This window comes from Kitasatospora sp. NBC_00458 (genome assembly GCF_036013975.1).
In the GTDB taxonomy this organism is placed as follows: domain Bacteria; phylum Actinomycetota; class Actinomycetes; order Streptomycetales; family Streptomycetaceae; genus Kitasatospora.
Genome location: NZ_CP107904.1, coordinates 7,852,658 through 7,872,992 on the forward strand (window position 1 = coordinate 7,852,658; position 20,335 = coordinate 7,872,992).

14 protein-coding genes and 1 pseudogene are annotated in these 20,335 nt (G+C 76.6%); 8 read left to right on the forward strand and 7 right to left on the reverse strand.

The window, feature by feature from the left end; genetic code table 11:
* Positions 1-91 precede the first annotated feature (91 nt).
* Together OG550_RS32085 and OG550_RS32090 are read left to right on the forward strand one after the other, a co-directional pair.
* On the forward strand, positions 92-466 hold the full coding sequence (locus OG550_RS32085) for a hypothetical protein (protein ID WP_327683480.1): 375 nt from the start codon (positions 92-94) through the stop codon (positions 464-466).
* 160 nt (positions 467-626) lie between these two features.
* The gene (locus tag OG550_RS32090; protein ID WP_327683482.1) at positions 627-1,034 is read left to right on the forward strand and encodes a VOC family protein; all 408 of its coding nucleotides are present in this window, start codon (positions 627-629) and stop codon (positions 1,032-1,034) included.
* A gap of 72 nt (positions 1,035-1,106) precedes the next feature.
* Here the strand turns inward: OG550_RS32090 and OG550_RS32095 are convergent, their stop codons facing one another.
* Positions 1,107-1,511, reverse strand: a complete 405-nt coding sequence (locus tag OG550_RS32095; RefSeq protein ID WP_327683484.1) for a DUF6188 family protein — start codon at positions 1,509-1,511, stop codon at positions 1,107-1,109.
* Positions 1,512-1,694: 183 nt separating this feature from the next.
* Positions 1,695-2,810, reverse strand: a complete 1,116-nt coding sequence (locus OG550_RS32100; RefSeq protein WP_327683486.1) for an NUDIX hydrolase — start codon at positions 2,808-2,810, stop codon at positions 1,695-1,697.
* A 249-nt stretch (positions 2,811-3,059) separates the two neighbouring features.
* On the opposite strand from OG550_RS32100, the gene OG550_RS32105 reads away from it, so the two are divergent.
* The gene (locus tag OG550_RS32105) at positions 3,060-4,214 is read left to right on the forward strand and encodes a hypothetical protein (RefSeq protein ID WP_327683488.1); all 1,155 of its coding nucleotides are present in this window, start codon (positions 3,060-3,062) and stop codon (positions 4,212-4,214) included.
* A 989-nt stretch (positions 4,215-5,203) separates the two neighbouring features.
* Here OG550_RS32105 and OG550_RS32110 read toward each other — a convergent pair.
* The 4 genes and pseudogenes from OG550_RS32110 to OG550_RS32125 form a co-directional block, all read right to left on the reverse strand.
* Positions 5,204-6,199, reverse strand: a complete 996-nt coding sequence (locus tag OG550_RS32110) for an SGNH/GDSL hydrolase family protein (RefSeq protein ID WP_327683489.1) — start codon at positions 6,197-6,199, stop codon at positions 5,204-5,206.
* Between the two features lie 354 nt (positions 6,200-6,553).
* Entirely contained in the window at positions 6,554-7,687 is a 1,134-nt protein-coding gene (locus tag OG550_RS32115) for a glycosyltransferase (RefSeq protein ID WP_327683492.1), read from the reverse strand.
* Positions 7,688-7,875: 188 nt separating this feature from the next.
* Positions 7,876-9,030: pseudogene (locus OG550_RS32120) on the reverse strand (glycosyltransferase family 4 protein); the annotation flags it as partial.
* A 343-nt stretch (positions 9,031-9,373) separates the two neighbouring features.
* Complete coding sequence (locus OG550_RS32125; RefSeq protein ID WP_327683494.1) at positions 9,374-9,565, reverse strand: YegP family protein; 192 nt, start codon at positions 9,563-9,565, stop codon at positions 9,374-9,376.
* 339 nt (positions 9,566-9,904) lie between these two features.
* Here OG550_RS32125 and OG550_RS32130 point away from each other — a divergent pair, with 339 nt between their 5' ends.
* The 4 genes from OG550_RS32130 (at position 9,905) to OG550_RS32145 (ending at position 15,457) form a co-directional block, all read left to right on the forward strand.
* Complete coding sequence (locus OG550_RS32130) at positions 9,905-10,468, forward strand: NUDIX hydrolase (protein ID WP_327683496.1); 564 nt, start codon at positions 9,905-9,907, stop codon at positions 10,466-10,468.
* 276 nt (positions 10,469-10,744) lie between these two features.
* Positions 10,745-12,409, forward strand: a complete 1,665-nt coding sequence (locus OG550_RS32135; RefSeq protein ID WP_327683498.1) for an FAD-dependent monooxygenase — start codon at positions 10,745-10,747, stop codon at positions 12,407-12,409.
* A gap of 97 nt (positions 12,410-12,506) precedes the next feature.
* The gene (locus tag OG550_RS32140; protein WP_327683500.1) at positions 12,507-12,989 is read left to right on the forward strand and encodes a hypothetical protein; all 483 of its coding nucleotides are present in this window, start codon (positions 12,507-12,509) and stop codon (positions 12,987-12,989) included.
* 335 nt (positions 12,990-13,324) lie between these two features.
* A complete protein-coding gene (locus tag OG550_RS32145) occupies positions 13,325-15,457 on the forward strand; it encodes an ABC transporter ATP-binding protein (protein ID WP_327683501.1) in 2,133 nt (710 codons plus the stop codon).
* Positions 15,458-15,524: 67 nt separating this feature from the next.
* On the opposite strand, the gene OG550_RS32150 is transcribed toward OG550_RS32145, so the two are convergent.
* The gene (locus OG550_RS32150) at positions 15,525-16,616 is read right to left on the reverse strand and encodes a DUF5677 domain-containing protein (protein WP_327683503.1); all 1,092 of its coding nucleotides are present in this window, start codon (positions 16,614-16,616) and stop codon (positions 15,525-15,527) included.
* Positions 16,617-17,050: 434 nt separating this feature from the next.
* Here OG550_RS32150 and OG550_RS32155 point away from each other — a divergent pair, with 434 nt between their 5' ends.
* On the forward strand, positions 17,051-20,335 hold the full coding sequence (locus OG550_RS32155; RefSeq protein ID WP_327683505.1) for a DEAD/DEAH box helicase: 3,285 nt from the start codon (positions 17,051-17,053) through the stop codon (positions 20,333-20,335).

Sequence of the window (20,335 nt, forward strand, 5' to 3'; positions counted from 1 at the left end):
ACCTCGAACATCCGTCCCAACCCCCCCCGATCCCTCCGATCCCCCCGACCAAGTCCGACCGGACAACCCACGACCGAACCGGAGAACAGACATGACGGACGCAGCAGGCGCGCTCAAGCAGGCCCTGACCGTGATCGACGGCGCCATAGGAGCAGCCCTCGTCGACTACAACAGCGGGATGGCCCTGGCCACCCTCGACGGGGGCGGCTCCCTCGACCTCAACGTCGCCGCGGCCGGGAACACGGACGTGGTCCGGGCCAAGATGCGCACCATGGACATGCTGGGCCTGAAGGACGGGATCGAGGACATCCTCATCACGCTCAGCAGCCAGTACCACCTGATCCGCCCGCTCACCAGCCGCACCGGCGGCGGCCTCTTCCTCTACCTGGCCCTGGACAAGGGCCGGGCCAATCTGGCGATGGCCCGCCACCAGCTGACGAAGATCGAGGCGGACCTGGAGGTCTGACCGTCCGGTCCGGCCCGGGCCCTCTCCCGGGCCCCGCACGGGCGACGGACCCCGCGACGCGCGGCGCGGGGTCCCGGCCGATTGTCAGTGCCGTCTGCAAGGCTGACGTCCGTTCACCAGAGCGGCCGTCAGGACGGCCCGTGACGAGAGGGGCTCCGCCTTGTCGACCAAGATCTTCGTCAACCTCCCCGTGAAGGACCTCGCCAGGTCCATCGGGTTCTTCAACGCGCTCGGGTACGCGGCCAACCCGAAGTTCACCGACGAGAAGGCGGGCTGTCTGGTCATCAGCGACTCGATCTTCGCGATGCTGCTGACCGAGCCGTTCTTCAAGTCCTTCACCGACAAGGAGATCCCGGACACGGCGGCCACCGCCCAGACGATCCTGGCGCTCGGTGTCGACAGCCGCGCCGAGGTCGACTCACTGGTGGACAAGGCGGTCGCGGCCGGTGCCGTCGAGCCGCGCGAGGCCACCGACGAGGGCGGCTTCATGTACGGGCGGACCTTCGCCGACCTCGACGGACACCTCTGGGAGGTGATCTGGATGGACCCGGCCGCAGCCCAGGGCTGACGGGCAGCCGACGGCTCCGGGCCGACCGGCGCGGGGCGCGATCAAGGCCGCGATCCAGGGCGTGCGGCAGGCTCAGCCGGCGTCGGCCGCCGACCACACCACCTCGCCGCCCGGCAGGCAGGTGCAGACCGCGCCCCCGGGCGTGAACACGCTCCACGGTGCGAGCCGGGCATGCGGTGGGACGGACAGGGCGCCACCCCCGTCGAAGGCCAGTTCCAGACCGCCCGCCATGGTGACCCGGGCCGCGCCGACGGCCCGGCCCACGAGCCGGAGCAGCGCGCCGGTCGGGCGGAAGGTCAGCTCCGGGTAGAAGTGCTCCACCCCCGAGGGCGCGGCGAGCCGGAACTCGTGCGCCACCCGGACGGTCACCGGGCCGTCGAGGGTGAGGTCGAGCCGTCCGCCGCCGCTGACCGACGCCACCCGGCGGCCGGCCAGCACGTCCTCGATCGCCTGCTGTACGCGGATCCCGTTCTGCATGCGACCAGTGTGGACCGGCGGCCTGCGGCCTGTCCCGTCATCGGCCCCGCCACCCGTCGCGTGCGGCCGAGGCCCGTCGCCCCCCACCTGCCGTCTTCCGGCCGTCGCCCCGTGCCCGGTGCCGTCACCGTTCGCGTCCGGCGGCACCCGGGCACGCCCGTCCGGGCGCCCGGAGCCGGGTGCTCAGCGCGCGGGGCGGCCGCCGACCAGCTCGGCCGGTCCGCCCGGCCGCCCTCGGGCGGCCAGTGCGGCCGAGGTCCGCGCCCAGGACGAGGCCGACAGCAGGGCCCGGGCCTCGGCCGGCCCGCAGAACCGCCATTCGGCCAGTTCGTCCTCGGCCGGCACGATCGTGGCGAGCCGCTCCTCCGTCACCGTGCCGCCGTCGAACACGTACACCAGCACCGCGGTGTCCCGGGTGCCCGCCGGGTCCGTCTCCCGGCCGGGCAGCCAGTCCAGGGCCAGCAGCCGGCCCGGCTCGCACTCCCACCCCAGCTCCTCGCGGACCTCACGGGCGGCCGCCGCCCGGGGCGGTTCCCGGTCCGCCTCGACGCCGCCGCCCGGCAGCACCCAGTACGGCACCTCTCCGCCCGGGCCGTCCCACGGGCGCAGCCGCACCAGCAGCACCCGGCCCGCCGGGTCGGTGAACAGCGTCCGCGCCTTGGCCCGGATCCGCGGCCGGGTGGCGATGTAGGTCTCCCGGTCCAGCGGGGGAGCGGTGGCGGTGCCGGTTCCGGACGGCTCGCCCGCGAGCGGCAGCCCCTCCAGCCGGACACCCGCCAGTCCGGTGTACGCGGGCGGCGGCCCCGCCGTCAGGTGGTCGAGGGTGTGTCCCACGGGCAGGCCGTCCTCCAGCTCCAGCGGTCCGGCCCAGCGCGGTGCCCGCAGGCACGCCGTCACCCGTCGGGAGAGCCGCGGCGGCAGTGCGTGCGCCGCCTCCTCGGGGGTGAGCCAGGCCCAGCCGCCGACCTCGGCCCGGTCCGGCGTGATCGCCGCCGTCTGCTCCGGTGTCAGCGGCTCGGCCCAGTACAGGTGGGCCGCGATCGGCGGACGGAAGGGGTCGAGCGTCCAGTCGAGGCAGGCCAGCGGCCCGAGGCGGGGCGTGAACCCCAGCTCCTCGGCGATCTCCCGGACGGCGGTCGCGCGCGGCGACCGGTCCTGCGGCTCCCAGCCGCCGCCCGGCACGGCCACCGGGTGCTCCGCGTCGTACGGGAGCCGGACCACCAGGACCCTTCCCCGCCCGTCGGGGAACAGCACCCCGGCCGCCGCCAGTGCCTCACGCCCCGAACGATCCGTCACCATCCGCGCTCCCACCCCGATTGCGCCGCCACTCCGGCACGCCTACCCACTGTGACACCGGCCGTCACCCCCGCGGTTCCCGGCCCCGCCACCGCGCGCCACGGTCGTCCGGCCCGGGCCGTCCGGCCGCGACGGTCGCCGGACCGTCCACCCGCGACGGATGCCCGGGTCCGCCCGGCGCCCCGCCGAAGATGATCACAAGTGCGTGACGGCCCTTCCGCCCGGCCCGCACCCTGCAGGAGGCTGCCGCCCGTGACACTCCGATTCCGGCGGACACTGGCTCAGCTCCTCGTCGTCGCCCTCCTCCTCCAACTCGTCCTGTTCGGCTTCCTCGCCGGGGCGCCCGGTGCCCTCGTCGGCGTCGTGCTCGGCTACCTGCTCGGCAGGCTCCTCCCGGACCTGTGGGCGCTGCTGTTCGCGGCGCCCAGCGGCGTCCGGATCACGTCCGTCCGGTACGGCAGGGGGCGGGTGCTGTTCAGCGGGACCGTGCGGGGCGTGCCGGTCCAGCTGGCGTGGCTGCCCACCCCCGAGTTCCTGGTGACCTGGGTGCTCGTCCCCGCGCGGGCGCTGCGGTCGCGGCTCTGGCTGTCCTCGGTCGGCCTGTGGGTGGTGCAGCCGGCGCTCGGGGTATGGCTGGTGTCCGCTTCGCCGGGCCTGGTCCGGGGGATCGGGGCGGCGCTGCTGGTGCAGGCCGTCGGCTGGATGGTCGCCTCACCGGCGACCCCGGTCGCCTCGTTCTGGGCCGTGGTGCTCCTGCCGTTCCGCCCCTCCGCGGTCACGGGGCCGCTCTGGCACCCCGACCTCCTGCGCGCGGAACTCCTGCTCTGCCGGGGCCGGGTCCGGGAGGCCCGACAGGCACTGGACGTCCTGCCTGCGGATGCCGGGGCGAGCCTCACGGCCCTCGGCGTCCTCCTCGCCGAGGGCCGCTACGCGGAGGCCGAGGAGGAGGCCCGGGAGGTCCTGCGGACCGGTGACGCCTGCTGCCACGGGGTCGCGTACTCGGGCCTGGCCCGCGCGGCCGTGGCCGCCGGGGACGCGGGCGAGCTGTCGCGCGAGCAGGTGCGCGCCCGGGTCGACTTCGCGCTGGAGGCCCTGCAGGCCGGCAGCGAACGGGCCCTGCTGCGGATCGTCCCCCAGGTCGCCGACGCCGCGCTGCTCAGCCACCGGCCGGAGGTCGCCGCGCGGTACGCCCGACGGTGGGCGGAGGCTGGACCGTCCCCGTTCTGGCGGGCCGACTCCTACTGCTCGCTGGCCTCGGCGCTGGGGGAGCTCGGCCGCCGTGACCAGGCCCGCGCCGCCCTCGCGAAGGCGCGGAGGCTCTACCCGGAGCTGGCCCGGATCCGGCACGTGGAGCGGAACCTGGAGGCGGCTCAGGAGCGTTCACGGTCGGAACCCGCGCTCCGATGACCGTTCTGCCCGGGTCCGCCCGGCCTGGGTCCGCCCGGCCCGATGACCGTTCGGCCCGGGTCCGCTCCGTCGCGGTGTTTCGCGTCGTCCGGCGGGAGGTCCGGGGACGGGTGGGGGCCCGGGGCGCGGACGTCGGAACGACGCCCGGGCGCACACGGTTCCTGCGGGCGTTCGGACACGGTTCACGCGGCCTTCGGCCTTGCCGGAACCCCACCCGCGGTCGAGACCGGCCGTAGCGGCGTCGAGGCCTTGGCGGGGGAGGCCGGTGAACGAGCGGGGTCGGTGCGGGGCGTCCTGTCCGGCCTCGCGGATCCGGTCGCGCGGATCCGGTCGCGCGGGAGGGCACCGGGGCGGTCGGCCACGCGGCCGCGGAAGCATCGCTCCAGGTCGTCGGCCGGCGAGTCCGGACGGGCGATCCTGGCGGCCGGTAGCCTGCCCTGCCCTGCCCTGCCCTGCTCGCCGCTCGGTGCGGGGGCCGGTCGCCGCACGGTCCAGGAGGTGACCCGGCCGGGGTCGGCGGTGTCCGCGCGCCGACCGGTTCGGCGGTCCCCCCGTGCCGGGAGGCGACATGGCGGGGGACGGCCTGGACGCTGCCCCGGCGGCCGCGTTCGAGGGTCTCCCGGACGAGTTGCCGGGCGTCGGAGCACCCTGCGGTGGGCCGACTGGTCACGGCTCGAACGGATCGGTCGGCGCCTGTCGGCCTTCCCCGAACCCCCTGGCGGAAGCGAGGGGTTCGCCGGCCCCCGTCCTCCGGCCGGCGATGCACGCGCCCGGGCGCCGCGGCCTCGTCCGACCCGGGCCGGCAGGACACGCCCCGGCCGGACCGGCGCAGGCGTCGGCCGTCGGCTTCACGGGGGCGAGCACCGGCGCCCGGCTCGGTCGGAGCGGCCGGGGGAGCGGACTTCCGGGACCGGCGGAATCCGCGCCCGGTGACGGGACACGCCGTTCTCACCGACAGGTGCGACCGCCGCCGATCGCACCCCGGTGCCTCAGGTGCCGGACGGGACGCGGCCCTCGCCGCCCTCCGCGGGACGGACCTCCGGCCCCGGGGCGGCGAGGGCGCCCGGGGTACCGAGGGCCGCCAGGGCGGTGCCGGTGGCGCGGGCCATCTGCTCGTCCTGCCGGAGCGTGCCGCCGCGCAGACGCGCACAGCCCTCGACCGCCGCCAGCGCGAGCAGCCCGGGAAGCAGGTCGGTGCTGCGGTCGACGACCCAGCGGGTCCCCCGGGTGGCCATCCACCAGACGTCGGCCAGGGTGCCCGGCGGCGGTTCGACCGGTTCCGGGACGGGGGCCGGGCCGAGCGGGCGCCCGGCCTCGGCCAGCAGCCCGTGGAAGGCGCGGGCGATCAGGTGGTGACCCTCGGCGCTGGGATGCAGGCGGTCGACGCTGAGCAACTGCCGTTCGGCCGTCCAGGGCAGGTCGGCGATGTGCAGGTGGACGCCCCCGTGGCGGGCGGAGAGGCTGTGCACCACCGTGTTCACCGCGCGCATCCGGCGGGCCAGCGGTCGGGCGAGCGGACCCGGCAGGCGCAGCAGCGTGCCCGGGTCGGGCAGACAGGCGGTGAGCACCAGCGCGCCGCCGTCCGTGAGCCGGCCGAGGACGGTGTCGAGGGCCCGCGCGGTCCGTGCGACGTCGAAGCCGGACCGCAGGGTGTCGTTGCCGCCGGCCACCACGGCTGCCAGCTGCGGGCGCAGCGCGAGGGCCGCCGGCAGCTGCTCGGCCGTCAGGTCGGTCGTGAGCGCGCCGCTCCGCGCCAGGTTGGTGAACTCCACCGCCGCCCGCGGCGGGGCCGGCGACCGGGCGAGCAGGGCCGCCCAGCCGCGCCACCCGTCGGCGATGGGGTCGCCGATGCCCTCGGTGAGCGAGTCCCCGAGCGCCACGAACCGCACCGGTTCGCTGGTCCGCCGTCCACTCGTCCGTGCTGCTCCGTGTGTGGCACCCGACAGGGTGCCGCCTTCCTCGTCCAGCGCCGCGATCGTGTTCATCGCACCTCCCACACCTTCCCGGGCCCTCCGGCCCGGCCGTTCCGTCCTGCGTCCGTGCGTCCGTGCGTCCGTGCTTTCCTACGTCCGTGCGTCCCTGCGTTCACCGGAGCGGGAAGTCGGCGGGATCGACTTCCCACGCCCTCCCGCGCCGTCCTGCGGCCGCCCGGGATCCGGTACCCGACTGGGGCCCGTCGTCGTCGTGATGCTTGCCCTGGGTGCCCGGACCGCCGGGCGCGGGCCGTCGTGGAGCAGGAAGTCGGCGGGGCCGACGTCTCGCTCCGCCTGCCGCCACGGCGCCGCCCCGCCGCAGTGCCGTTGCGCCGGAGCCCCGTGCCCCCGTGCCTCCCGCCTCCGCTACTCCGCGCCGTGGGCGGCGAGGAAGGCGGCCACGGCGGCGGGCCAGCCGTACCGTTCGGCCTGGGCGCGGGCGGCGGCGCGCCGGGCCGGTTCGGGGCGTGCGAGCAGATCGTGCACCGCGTCCGCGTACCCCGAGCCTGTGGGTTCGGCGGCCACACCCGCCGGGCCGACCAGCTCCGGCAGGGCGGAAGACCGGTTGACCGCCACCGGGGTGCCGCAGGCCAGCGCCTCCATCGCCGCCAGCCCGAAGGTCTCCACCGGCCCGGGGGCGAGCACCACGTCCGCGCAGCCCAGCAGGCGGGCGACGGCGTCACGCCCCGCGAGGTGACCGAGGAAGTGCACGCGAAGCCGCTCGCGGGCCGCGCGGGCGGCCAGGCGTGAGCGGAGCGGCCCGGTGCCGGCCACTGCGAGGACGGCGGGTCGGCCGCGCAGGCGCAGCTCGTCGAGGGCGTCGAGCGCCTGCTCGGGGCGCTTCTCGGTGGAGAGCCGGGAACAGAGGACCAGCAGCACCTCGCCCGGTGCCGCGTACCGCGCCCGTTCCTCCGCGCGTTCGCCGGGGGTCGGCGGGCGCAGGGAGGGGAGGTCCACGCCGAGCGGCGCGCGCGCCACGTTCCGCACGCCGAGGCGGCGGAACTCGGCGGCCGCCCAGTCCGTCGTGCAGATCACCGTGTCGTAGGACCGGGCGGTGCGGCCGTTGAGCCGGTCGGCCGCCGCGCCGGCGACCGGGCCGGGCAGGCCCCAGGTGCGCAGCAGCCCGGCGGCGCTCTCGTGCGAGACCATCGCCGAGCGGACGCCGTGCCGCCGTGCCCAGGCGCCGGTCCAGCGCAGGGTGGTCCGGTCGGAGACCTCCAGCCGGTCCGGTGCGAGCCGCTCCAGCTCGGCGGCGACCGCGCGCCGGTCCGTGAGCAGCCGGTAGCCGCCGCTGCCGGGCAGGACCGGACCGGGGAGGGTGACCACCAGCCCCTGCTCGTCCTCCTCCACGGCACGCCGCTCTCCGGGCACGACCAGCACCGGCGTGTGCCCGGCGGCCCGGTAGCCCGCGCCGAGGTGACGCAGCGCCGTCCGCAGTCCGCCGGAGACGGGGGTGACGAAGTTCGCCACCCGGACGATCCGCAGCGGTCCGGCGGTCATGCCGTCAGCTCCTCCGTGACCGGAGTGCCCGCGGCGGCACGGCCGGTGCCCTCCGTGCTGTCCCGAGCCGTGCGCGCGCCGTCCGGGCCGGGGGCGCCGGCCGCGGTCGGGGCCGCTGCAGGAACCGCTGCCGTGGGAGCCGGAGCCGGAGCCGGAGCCGGAGCTGGAGCCGGAGCCGCCGCAGGAACCGCTGCCGCCGCGCGGTGCTCCGCCAGTACCTCCGCGTAGTGCCGCAGCAGCATGTCGCCGACCGCCTCCCAGGTGCGGGCCGTCACCTCCGACCGCCCCGCGCTGCCGTACGCGGCCCGCAGTCCGGCGTCCTCGGCGAGCGCGGCCACCGCCCGGGCCACCGCCGCGCCGTCCCGGGGCGGGACCAGCAGACCGGTGCGGCGGTGCGCGACGAGGTCCAGCGGTCCGCCGGCGGCCGGGCCGACCACCGGGACCCCGCTGGCCATCGCCTCCTGGATGGTCTGGCAGAACGTCTCCAGCGGACCGGTGTGCACGAACACGTCCAGCGTCGCGAAGCACCGGGCCAGCTCCTCCCCGGTGCGCCGGCCGAGGAAGACCGCGCCGGGCATGGACGCCTTCAGCCCGGGCGCGGACGGCCCGTCGCCGATGACCACCACCCGCACCCCCGGCAGCGTCGAGGCCTGGGCCAGCAGGTCGACCCGCTTCTCGGGCGCGAGCCGTCCGACGTACCCGACCAGGACCTCGCCGCCGGGTGCGAGCGCCCGGTGCAGCGCCTCGTCGCGGTGGCGCGGGTGGAAGCGGGCCGAGTCGACGCCGCGCGGCCACAGCTGGACCCGCTTGACGCCGTGCGCGGTGAGGTCCTGGGCGGCCGGGGTGGACGGCGCGAGCGTCCGGGCGGCAAGGCCGTGGACGGTGCGGATCCGGTGCCAGGCGGCCGCCTCGCCCAGCCCGCGGCCGGCCCGGTAGGCGTGGGCGTACCCGGCGAGGTCGGTCTGGTAGACGGCGACGACCGGCAGACCGAGCCGCGCGGCGACCTGCGCGCCGCGCGCGCCGAGTACGAACGGGCTGGCCAGGTGCACCAGGTCGGGCCGGTGCCCCCGAATCGCGGCCGCCAGCTGCCGGCTGGGCAGCGCGATCCGGACCTGTGGGTACCCCGGCAACGGGACGGACGGGACCCGCACCACCGGGATGTCGGCCACGGCCGGGCCGGCGCCGAAGGTGTGCGACGGGCTGTGGGCGCCGCGCGCGGGCGCCGGGGTGACGACGAGTGGCTGGTGCCCCCGGCGGAGCAGGTGCTCGGCGGTCCGCAGCACGCTGTGGGCGACGCCGTTGACCTCGGGAGGGAAGGACTCGGTGACGATGACGACACGCATGCCTGAGTTCTGTCCGGGTCCGGCGTGCACGTGGCCAAAGGGATCTGTCGAACAAACGAACGCGGGTCGGCGATTTGCACCGCCGACCCGCATCCCCGCCCGCCGAGGGCCCAGGGCCTCTCTTTCGGATCTTGCCGGGCGCGCGACGCCGGAGCACGCGCTCCCCCAGCCTTCGGCCGGGAGGTGCCCCCACGCCGGCTTGTCGTCAGTCGCCGATGGCCCCCAGCCTTCGGCCGGGAGGTGCCCCCACCGCATGGATTCCATCCTCCGCACCGCCGATGCACGCACTCCAACGCCGCGCGCTGATCCGACAACATCCGAAAGAGAGGCCCTACCGGGGCGTTCAGACCGCCCCGGCGGCCGCCTCCTTCAGCTCGGCGTAGGGCGCGAGCTTCCGGATCGACTCGATGCTCTTGATGCAGTCGTCCCGGCTCTCCTGCGGGTCGCCCGTCACCACGACGGTGCCGTTGCTCGCCTTGAGCCGGAACCGGTGCATGCCGCTCTCGTCGGTGTACAGCTCGAACTTTCCTGCCATGGCAGTGTTCACCTCTCGTCTGGCTAGCCCCCTCGAACGGCAACGTAGGCCCAAATCGGCTCTGCTGCTTGCCAGATGAAGCATTCGGGTCCCCGCCAAACGGGTCACGGACGCCTTGGCGGGGGTGCATCCGCGCCCCCTTTCGGGTCCGTTCCGGGGGCATGTCGGCAGTGGGGGACGCAGGCGAGCCGTGAGGCGGACGGCGAGCCGGCCCGGGGCGGGGGTCCTCGCCGGTTCGGCAGCGGGTCGCGCCGCGGGGGCGGGTGACCGGTCCGGGGAGCCGGTGTCGTGCGTGAGTAGGGTCGGGGCGTCAGCCCGCACGCACATGAGGAGGGCCCGGTGCCGGGTTCCGAGTGGCAGGTCCACGGTCGGCGGCAGGTCTACGGGTCGTCCTGGGTCGAGCTGTGGCTCGACGACGTGGACGTCCCCGGCGTGGGCCGCATCGACCACCACGTCGTCCGCATGCCCCGCGCGTCCACCAGCGCCGTCGCCACCAACGACGACGGCGAGTTCCTGCTGATCTTCCGGCATCGCTTCATCACCGGCCGCTGGGGCTGGGAGGTCCCGGCGGGCTGGGCCGATCCGGGCGAGGACCCGGCCGCCGCCGTCGCGCGCGAGGTCGAGGAGGAGACCGGCTGGCGGCCCGGCCGGGTGGAGCCGATGACCGAGTACGACGCCATGTCCGGCATCTCGGACGCCCACTTCCACGTCTACCACGTCACCGGCTGCACACGGATCGGCGAGCCGGAGGACGTCTCCGAGGCGGCCCGGGTGGAGTGGGTGCCGGAGGCCGAGGTGGTCGGGCTGCTGACCGGCGGCCAGATCGTGGACGGGCCGTCGCACGCCGCGCTCTCCTTCTACCTCGGCCCGTACCGGCTCGCCCGTGCGGCCGGGGGCGGGTGAACGGCTCGGCAGGTGCCGGCTCCCCGGTGGGGTGTGCCACCGGGAGCGGGGCCTCGGCGGACGTGGGTCCGCACCCACCGGCCCCGGGGGCGGTCGTGCGCGCCGTGTCGGCGTGGGGCGGGCCGTCCCGGTCGGCAGCGCTGTCCCCGGGGCCGGGGTGCGGGCCGCCGCCGGGGGTTCCGGGTGGGAGCGCCGCCGTACGAGTGGCGGCCCGGCGCGCCGGCGGGGGAGGCTGGACTGGACGGACGCGCGTGCTCCCGGCACCGAGGAGTGGTCATGGGTGACACCGAGGTACTGGTCGTGGGGGCGGGGCCGGTCGGGTTGACGGCTGCCGCGGAGCTCCGCCGCCGGGGCGTCGACTGCCGGATCGTCGACCGGCTGCCGGCCGCCCAGCCGTACGCCAAGGCGGTCGGCATCCAGCCCCGCACCCTGGAGGTGTGGGACGCCATGGGCCTGGTGCGCGAGGTCCTGGACGAGGCCGTGCCGATGCTGGGCCAGTTGATCTTCGTGAACGGCGAGCCCGGGCCGCGGATCGAACTCGACCTGCCCGCCGACGTGCCGTACCGCTTCGCGGCGCTCCCGCAGTACACCACGGAGCGGCTGCTCGCCGACCACCTCGCCGGCTACGGGACGGCCGTCGAACGCGGCACCGAGGTGCTGGAGCTGGAGCAGCGCGACGACCACGTCCGTGTCTCGCTGGCCACGCCGGACGGGCCGCGTGAGCTGGCCGCCCGGTACGTGGTCGGCTGCGACGGCGCGCACAGCCGGGTGCGCCGCGCGGCCGGGATCGCCTTCGCGGGCGACGCCTTCCCGGAGCAGTACATGCTGGGCGACGTCGAGGTCGACTGGGACCTCCCCGAGGGCTACGGCCTGCGCGCCTCCCACCGGAACGCCGACGGCGTCACGGACGACATCCTGGTCTGCATCCCGCTGCCGGGCCGTCGGCGGTACCGGATGTCGATGCTCGTCCCGCCCGAGCTGGCCACCCCGCCCGCGGGCGGGGTGGCGCACGGTCTCGAAGGCGGCCGCGCCCCGGAGCTGCGGCACATCCAGGCCGTGCTCGACCGGCTGTCGCCGCGGCCCACCACGGCGACGGCGCTGCGCTGGTCGTCGGTCTTCCGGATCAGCCACCGGCTGGCGGACCGGTACCGGGAGGGGCGGTCGTTCCTCGCCGGGGACGCGGCCCACATCCACCCGCCGACCGGCGCCCAGGGCATGAACACCGGCGTTCAGGACGCGTACAACCTGGCCTGGAAGCTGGCCCTGGCGGTGCGCGGGGTCGCCGCCGACGGGTTGCTCGACAGCTACCAGGCGGAACGCCACCCGGTGGGGGAGGAAGTGGTCGGACGCACCGTGCGGCACGCCCGTGCGGGCTACGAGGCCGAACCCGACGACCTGACCACCGTGCTGCTCCGGGAGGCACAGCTCCTGCTCGGGTACCGGGGCGGGCCGCTGACCGGGCCCGCGCCCGGGCCCGGCGAAGGCCGGGGCGGCGACGGCGACGGGCAGGGTCCGGCCGCCGGGGACCGGGCGCCCGACTGCGGCGGGCTGGAGCGGCCGCTGACGGCCTTCCCGCAGCGCCTGTTCGACCTGCTGCGCAGCCCCCGCCACGCCCTGCTGCTGTACGCGGACGCCGGGACACCGGCGGAGCACCTGCACGGGACGGCGGCCGCCGCGCGTTCGGCGGCCCACGGCCTCCTGGACGTCCACGTCGTCCTCGCCCCGGAGGCGGACGCCAGGCCGGACGGCCTGCGGCTCCCGTTCGTCCGGGACGCCGCCGGGGCGTTCCGGGCGGCGTACGCGGCGGACGAGGGGGCGGCCTTCCTGATCCGCCCGGACGGCTACCTGGCCGCCCGCCTGCCGGCCGGTGACCCGGGCGGCCCGGCCGCCCACCTCCGCCGTACCTTCGCGGCCCCCGGCGCGGCGGGCAGCGCCGCCTGACGCGAAAACGGGCGGCGGCGCGGTGGCGCGCCGTGTGACGATGCCCGCAGCCCGCAGCGCAGTCGGATGGGCGGGGGATGGCCGGGGGAGGCCGTGGATGCAGTACGTCGACCTCGACGCGACCTCGGGAGGGCTGACCGGGATCATCAGCCCGGCCGCCTACCTGGAACGGCTCCCGGCACTCGCCGGGGCCCTGCCCGAGGGGGCGCGTGCGTTCGCGCTCGACGCGGACCACTACGACTTCCCCGGCAGGCGGTGCGTGAAGGACCTGGTCCTCGACCCCGCCCGGTCCGGTGAACCGGGCGGCGGCGGGAGCGGTGTGGTCGAACTCCGGTTCCGGCACAACTGCCGGAAGCACGAGGAGGACCTGGTCATCCGCTACACGGGAGTCGCCGCGTTCGAGGTCGAGACCCCCACCGGTCCCGACCGGGCGGGCCTCGGAACCGTGATCCTGGACGAGATCCTGCCGCACCCGGTCGGCTGCACCCACGAGATCGCCTTCCGCCCGGGGACGCTCACCGTGACGTGCCGTGACCTGACGGCGACCTGGACGGAGGCCGAGTGTCCGGACCGGCCGTGAGCAGGTCCGCCCCGGGCCGCCGGTGGCGGTGGGACCGGCTGCCCGGTGCCGCGCCCGCCTGCCGTCCGGGCCCGCCGCGGCAGAGTCGTGACCGACGTTGATCGCCACCAACTCGCCGACAGAGACACGGACTTCGCCGGATCGAGTGAGAGCCGTCGGGACACGCCGAGAGACCCGGTGAGGCGCTGCCAGGATCGGGGACCGCACCGGCGAGACCCCCCACCCCTCCGCAGCGAGCCGCCCGGCTCCGCTGCCGCCCGAGCACGCCCGTCGGCGGTCGGGGGCGGGACCGCCCGTGGTGTGACCGCCGACCGGAAGACGACCCAGGGAGCAACGTGACCCAGCCCCACGCGGATCAGGACCACCCGGATCAGGAGCACCCCGAGCACGACCACCAAGAGCACGACCACCCCGGACACGACCACCCCGGACAGCCCCGGAGCGACCGGGAACCGGGGCAACCCGGGCAACAGCAGCAGTTCGGGCAACAGCCGGAGCACACCGAGGAGTTCCGCGCCCGCTTCCACGGTGACAACCGGGTCAAGGCCGCTGCGTCGATCTCCACCCTCGCCATGATGCGCCGCCTGCCCCACCTGGTCCGCCGGGCCCTGTCGCTGGCCTGGCGGGCCGACCGCTCGGCGACCGTGCTGCTGCTGGTCTGCCAGGCCCTGTCCGGCGTGTTCGGCGCCCTCGCCCTCTACTTCACCACCGGCACCCTCGACGCCCTGCTCGTCCCGGGCCCCGTCGCCGACCACCTCCGGGACGCCGCGCCCTCCCTCACCGTCCTCACCGCCTCGGCCGCGCTGCGCGCCGTCCTCGCCATCGCCGTGACCAGCCTCTCCGGGCGGGTCTCGCCCCGGATCAACCGGGAGGCGGACCTGGCGCTGATCGAGGCCGGGTGCGCCGCCGAGCTCGCCGCCTACGACGAACCCGCCTACGCGGAGAGCTGGGAGGCCGCCGACCGGGGCGCGGCCACCACGCCCGACCTGCTCTCGAACGCCCAGGACGTGATCGCCTCCGCGATCAGCCTGCTCGCCGCGGCCGGGGTCCTCGCGACCCTGCACCCGTGGCTGGTCCCGTTCCTGCTGCTCGGGGCGGTGCCGACGGGCGTCGCCGCCGTGCGGACCGCCCGCATCCACTACCTCGCCTCCGTCACCACCAACGAGGAGCGGGCGGCGCTGCGGATCTACCGCTGGTTCCTGATCGACAAGGGCCGCGCCGACCAGGTCCGGTCCGACCAGGTGACCCCGTTCATGCTGGACAAGTACCGGCAGACCGAGAGCCGGATCGCCGCGGCCACCGACCGGGCCACCCGTCAGGCCGCCCGGGTCTCGCTGTACGCGGCGGTGGGCACCGGCGCGGGAGCCGCCCTGATCTGGGGCACCCTGCTCTACCTGGTCGCCTCCGGGCGGATCGGGCTGGCCGCGGCCGGCTCCGCGACGTTCGCGCTGCGCACCGCCGGCAGCGGCATCCAGGGTGTGGTCGGCAACGGTGCCCGGCTCTACCGGATGGGCCTCTACCTGGACGACTACTTCCGCTTCCTGGACGAGGCGGGCGGCCACCGGATCCGGCGGGGCACCGTCGTCCCGGGCGCGCCGGCGACCGTCGCGGTCACCGATCTCAGCTACGCGTACCCCGGCGAGCAGCAGGAACCGGCCCTGCGCGGCGTCAGCCTGACCCTGCGCCGCGACGAGATCGTCGCGGTGATCGGGCAGAACGGCAGCGGCAAGTCCACCCTCCTCAAGCTCCTCTCGGGCCTCTACCTCCCGCAGGGCGGCCGGATCACCTGGGACGGCGTTCCGATCGAGGAGCTGGACGCCGACGGCCTGTGGCGCCGGGTGGCGCGCGTCCCGCAGGAGTTCGCGCGCTGGCCGCTGAACGCCACGGAGAACATCCACCTCGGACACTTCGGGAACCCGGGGCACCCCGGCGACCCCGGTCACCCCGGGCGGGCCGGCGACCCCGGGCGGGCCGGCGACCCCGGCCGGGCCGGTGACGCCGCCACGGCGGAGGTGCGCCGTGCCGCCGGGCACACCGGCTTCGACGAGGTCGTCGCCCGGCTGCGGTCCGGCTGGCAGACCCTGCTCGCCCAGGGCTGGATGGGCGGCGCCGAACTGTCCGGCGGCGGCTGGCAGCGCGCGGCGGTCGCGCGCGCCTTCTACCGCACCACCCTCAACCCCGGCCTGCTCATCCTCGACGAGCCGACCTCCGACCTCGACCCGCGGGCCGAGCACCGCATCCTGCACGCCCTGCGCGGGTTCGCGCCCGGCCGGATCACCCTGCTGGTCACCCACAACATCGCCAACGCCCGCCTCGCCGACCGCGTCATCGTCATGGACCAGGGCCGCATCGTCCAGGCGGGCACCTGGGAGGAACTCGCGGCCCGGCCGGGCGGGCTGTTCCGCGAGCTCCTGGACCTCCAGCGCGACCGCGCCGTCCCCGCCCAGCGCCCCGCCGCCGGTTCCTGACGGCCGGCCCCTGCCCCCCGCCCGGCGGGCCGGCCACCCCGGCCGGCCCGCCGGGCCCCGACCCGCCCTAGCCGCGCGGGTCGGTCCCGTCGTGCGGTCTCGCCCGCTGCTTGTGCAGGTTCCGCGCCGTGCTGCGCCGCTCGGCGGCGTCGGCGGCGCCGAACAGCTGCGCCGCGTGGTCGATGAGGAGCCCGATCCCGTCCAGCCGCCCGGTGCTGCCCACGCAGAGCATGTCCGGCGAGGGCACCGGCGGCGCGTAGAGGGCGAACACCGCGGTGCACCGGAACAGCGAGTCCATCGCCCAGCAGGCCGGTCCGTCCAGTCCCGAGGTGGTGGCCCTGGCGGTCGGCCGGACGCCCTCGGCCAACTCGACCACGGTGGACGCGGCACTGCGCGCGTCGGCGTGGGCGAAGCGTCCGGCCCAGCGCTGCAGGGGGTGGGGGTGCCGGATCTCGGCGAGCCGGAACAGCGCGCTCTGGTCGGCGTGCCCCTCCATGCCGGGCAGCCCGATCGCCCAGCCGTAGGGGGCCGTGTAGCGCTCGCCGAACTGGTGCACCAGGTCGTCGCGGGCCGCCTCGATCCCGGCGATCGTGTCGGCGGAGAGCGACTCCCACCCGAGCTTCTCGTAGTGCGCCTGGTGGAGCCGGGCGTCGCCCGCGTTGTGGACGATGTCGTGCAGGAGGAACCGCTCGGCGAGGTCGGTGAAGGCCGGGACGCGTCCGAACTCGGCCAGGACCTGGGCGACCACGGACACCTCGTGCAGGGTCCGCCAGCGGGCGAACGCCGTGTCGACGGATCCCCGGTCCAGGTCGTCGTGCACGTCCCCGGCCACCTGGACGGCGCGGGCCTGCAGCCGGGAGAGCGCCTCGAAGTTGGCGTCCTGTCCGGCGGCGGCGTCCGCGGCACAGGTCTCGTGGAGGTCGCTCCGCAGGTCGAGGACCGCGGCGAGGACGAGTCGGTAGGCGTCCAGCGCCGGGCCCCAGTGCCGCCGGACGGCGCGGCGGAACCGGCGCTCCGTGCGGTCCTCGGCGAGCAGCCGTTCCGGCCCGCGGGCGAGGAAGCGGCGGGCGTAGGCGGCGGCGTCCTCCGCGGCGGGGTCCGGGGGGTTGGGGCCGGCCGACGGCGTGCCGGCGATGCGGGTGTTGCCAGGAGCAGTCACGTGAGCGTAGCTCTCTCGGGTGATCGGGCAGGAGTGACCGGGGCGCCTCAGCGGCCGGGGACTCGATGCCGTAGAGGAATCCGGTCCGGTTCGGGGTCTGGCTCGGGGCCTGGTTCTGGTGGTGGTCCGGGGCTGTCCGACCGGCTCGACGCGTTGTGCACGACGGCATCCTTGCGCAGATGCGGCGTCGGGTGGGTCGTTTCGGCACGGTACTTCTCCGGCGCGGTGGTGCGTCGCGACGGGTGCGCGCGGCGGGGACGGGCGGACCGGTCCGCCGGGGCGTCCGGTCGGCCCGGCCGCCGCCGGGTGCGGGCACCCCGGTCGGCCCGGCCGCCGTCCGGGTCGGTGTCGGTGGGGCGGGCTAGGGTGGGAGGCCCGTCGTCCACGTACGGCCGGAACCACTGCCGCCCGCCCCCCGAGAGGCCCCACCGCCGATGTACGCCCTGCACGCACTCTGGCGGGACGACGGCCGGCTCGCCGTGTGGGCGGAGGACGCCGCCGCGTACCTGGTCGGGGGCGGGGCCGCGGAGCGGGGCCGGGGCGGTCACCCGTTCGCGTGCGCGGCGGGTGAGGTGGTGCGGCTGCTGGGTGCGGTCGGGCCGGGTGTGGGGTGGCTGGCGGAGCAGGCGGCGGAACGCTGGACCGGTCTGCTGCTGCCCTCGCTCGGCGGCCGGCCGGTGCCGTCGCCGGACCTGCCGGTCGGTGCCGCGCCGCGCGGGGTGGGCCTGGTTCCGTGGCGGGTGCCGACGCTGCTGTTCGATCCGGCGCAGGCCGCCCAACTGCTCGGCGCGCTGCACGATCCGCACTGGCCGGGGGCGACCGTCCAGCTGCCGGACGGTACGTCGGCGGAGCTGGCGTACGGCGCCTCGGTGCGCTGGCTGACGGCCGTGCACGACCTCGCCTGGCGGCTGGTCGGCCGGGGGCGGCTGCTGCCCGCGCTGACGGAGGAGGCGGGGGAGTGGCACGCGCGGTGGCGCCCCGCCCCGGACGCTCCGGCCCGCCGCGAGGTGGCGGCGCTGGCCGCGGGGTGCCCGCCGGTCTGCCGTGCGGAGTCCCACCCGGCCGTCGCCACCACCGCTCCCGCGCGGACCCCGGTCTCCTCCGCGTCCTCCGCTTCCCCTGTGTCCCCTGTGTCCCCTGTGTCCCCTGCTCCCGCCCAGGCCCCCGCGCCCACCGCTGCCGCGCTGCTCGCCGAGGTGCTCGGCACCCTCGTCGACCAGGAGGCCCGCGCGGCCCTCGCGGACGTCGACCCGCCCGCCGATCCGTTCCTGGCCGCCCTCCACACGCCCGACGGCCGCCTGGGCGGGGCGCCGCCCGCCGGGCTGCCGGACCGGCTGACCGCCTGGCAGGCGGCCCGGCCCGCGGACGGGCCGGTGCGGCTCGGCTTCCGGCTCGCCGAACCGCTCGGCCCCGATGCACTCGGCCCCGATGCACTCGGCCCCGAGGCACTCGGCGCGGACCCGGGCGGCCCCCACCCCGGCGGCCCCCACCCCCGTGACCCCGGGCCGGACGGGCCGCACGGGCCGCACGGGCCGCACGGCGGGGCGGCCGCGGACACCTGGCGGCTCGACCTGATGGTCCAGTCGGTGGAGCGGCCGTCGCTGGTGATCCCGGCCGACGCGCTGCGCCCGGGGTACCCGGATCCGGCGTACGAGGCGCTGGCCCGGCTGGTCCCCGACCCGGCCGAGGCGTTCCTGGCCGAGCTGGAACGCGCCGCCCGGGTCCACCCGCCGTTGCGCGCCGTGCTGTCGGGCCCGCTGCCCACCGGGACGGACCTCGACCGGGAGGGCGCGCTCCGCTTCCTGCGCGACGGCGCCCCCGCGCTGACCCGCGCCGGTTTCGGGGTGCTGCTGCCCGCCTGGTGGCAGCGGCGCCCCCGGCTGGGGCTGGTCCTGACGGCGGGTGCCCCCGCCGACGCCCCGGGCGCGGTCAAGCGGACGGCCCAGGTCGACCGGGACGCGGTGCTGGCCTTCCAGTGGCAGCTCGCCATCGGCGGACTGGCCCTCACCGAGCAGGAGTTGGCCGAACTGGCCGCCGCCCAGCAGGGCCTGGTCCGGCTGCGCGGCCGCTGGGTCGAGGTCGACCAGGCCCAGCTCGCCGCCGCCGTGAGGTTCCTGGCCGAACGGGGCAGCGGCACCATGGCGGCGGTCGAGCTGCTGCGGCTGGCCGTGGACGACGGCGCCGTGGTGGACGGTCTGCCGGTGACGGCGGTGCACGCCACCGGGCCGATCGGCGACCTGCTGGCCGGCCGGCCCGGACCGGCCGACCGGGTGCCGGGGGTGCCGGCCGGGTTCGCCGGGACGCTCCGCCCCTACCAGCGGCGGGGGCTGGCCTGGCTGGACGCGCTGGGCCGGCTGGGCCTCGGCGCCGTGCTGGCCGACGACATGGGCCTGGGCAAGACGGTGCAGGCCCTGGCGCTGCTCGCGCTGGAGAAGGAGCGCGGCGAGACCGGGCCGGTGCTGCTGGTCTGCCCGATGTCGGTGGTGGGCAACTGGCAGCGGGAGGCCGCCCGGTTCACCCCGGGCCTGCGGGTGCACGTCCACCACGGGGCGGACCGGGTCGAGCCCGGCCCGGCGGCCGACTCCGCCGATCTGGTGATCACCACGTACGGGCTGGTCCAGCGGGACGTCGCCGAGCTGCGCCGGATCCGCTGGCGGCGGATCGTCGCGGACGAGGCGCAGCACGTCAAGAACCGGTCCGCCCGGCAGTCCCGCGCGCTGCGTTCGCTGCGTTCGGGCCCGCGGATCGCGCTGACGGGCACGCCGGTGGAGAACCGGCTGGCCGACCTGCACGCGGTGCTGGACTTCGCCAACCCGGGGCTGTTCGGCACCGCGGAGGGGTTCAAGGAGCGGTTCGCGATCCCGGTGGAGCAGGCCGGCAGCGCCGATGCCGCGGCGCGGCTGCGGCGGGTCGCCGGACCGTTCCTGCTGCGCCGGCGCAAGAGCGATCCGCTGATCGTCCGGGACCTCCCGGCGAAGCAGGAGTTCACCGTCCGCTGCACGCTGACCGCCGAACAGGCGGGCCTCTACCGGGCGGTGGTCGCCGACCTGCTGGAGCGGCTGGGCGGGCTGCGCGGGGTGGAGCGCAAGGGCGCGGTGCTGGCGGCGATCGGCCGGCTCAAGCAGGTCTGCAACCACCCGGCCCAGCTGCTGCACGACGGGACGGCGCTGGAGGGCCGCTCGGGCAAGGTGGAGCGGCTGGTGGAGGTGCTGGAGGAGGCGCTGGCGGAGGGGGACCGGGTGCTGGTGTTCACCCAGTACGCGGAGTTCGGCACGATGCTCCGGCCCTATCTGAGCCGGAGACTGGGCGAGGAGGTGCTGTACCTGCACGGCGGGGTGCCGCGGGGGAGGCGGGACGAGCTGGTCGAGCAGTTCCAGGCGCCGGACGGGCCGCGGGTGTTCCTGCTCTCGCTGAAGGCCGGGGGCACCGGGCTCAACCTGACCGCCGCCAACCAGGTGGTCCACCTGGACCGCTGGTGGAACCCGGCCGTCGAGGACCAGGCCACCGACCGCGCGCACCGGATCGGGCAGCGCCGCGAGGTGCAGGTCCGGCGGCTGCTCTGCGTGGGCACGGTCGAGGAGCGGATCGACGAACTGATCGCCGCCAAGCGCACGCTGGCCGACGCCGTGGTCGGCGACGGCGAGCAGTGGCTCGCCGAACTGCCCGCCGAGCGGCTGCGCGAGCTGCTCACCCTGTCCGCCGATTCGATCGGGGAGTGA

Coding starts and splice junctions, on each gene's coding strand:
- OG550_RS32085 (WP_327683480.1), top strand. CDS start 92: ATGACGGACGCAGCAGGCGCGCTCAAGCAGGCCCTGACCGTGATCGAC.
- OG550_RS32095 (WP_327683484.1), bottom strand. CDS start 1,511: ATGCAGAACGGGATCCGCGTACAGCAGGCGATCGAGGACGTGCTGGCC.
- OG550_RS32100 (WP_327683486.1), bottom strand. CDS start 2,810: ATGGTGACGGATCGTTCGGGGCGTGAGGCACTGGCGGCGGCCGGGGTG.
- OG550_RS32110 (WP_327683489.1), bottom strand. CDS start 6,199: ATGAACACGATCGCGGCGCTGGACGAGGAAGGCGGCACCCTGTCGGGT.
- OG550_RS32115 (WP_327683492.1), bottom strand. CDS start 7,687: ATGACCGCCGGACCGCTGCGGATCGTCCGGGTGGCGAACTTCGTCACC.
- OG550_RS32125 (WP_327683494.1), bottom strand. CDS start 9,565: ATGGCAGGAAAGTTCGAGCTGTACACCGACGAGAGCGGCATGCACCGG.
- OG550_RS32135 (WP_327683498.1), top strand. CDS start 10,745: ATGGGTGACACCGAGGTACTGGTCGTGGGGGCGGGGCCGGTCGGGTTG.
- OG550_RS32140 (WP_327683500.1), top strand. CDS start 12,507: ATGCAGTACGTCGACCTCGACGCGACCTCGGGAGGGCTGACCGGGATC.
- OG550_RS32155 (WP_327683505.1), top strand. CDS start 17,051: ATGTACGCCCTGCACGCACTCTGGCGGGACGACGGCCGGCTCGCCGTG.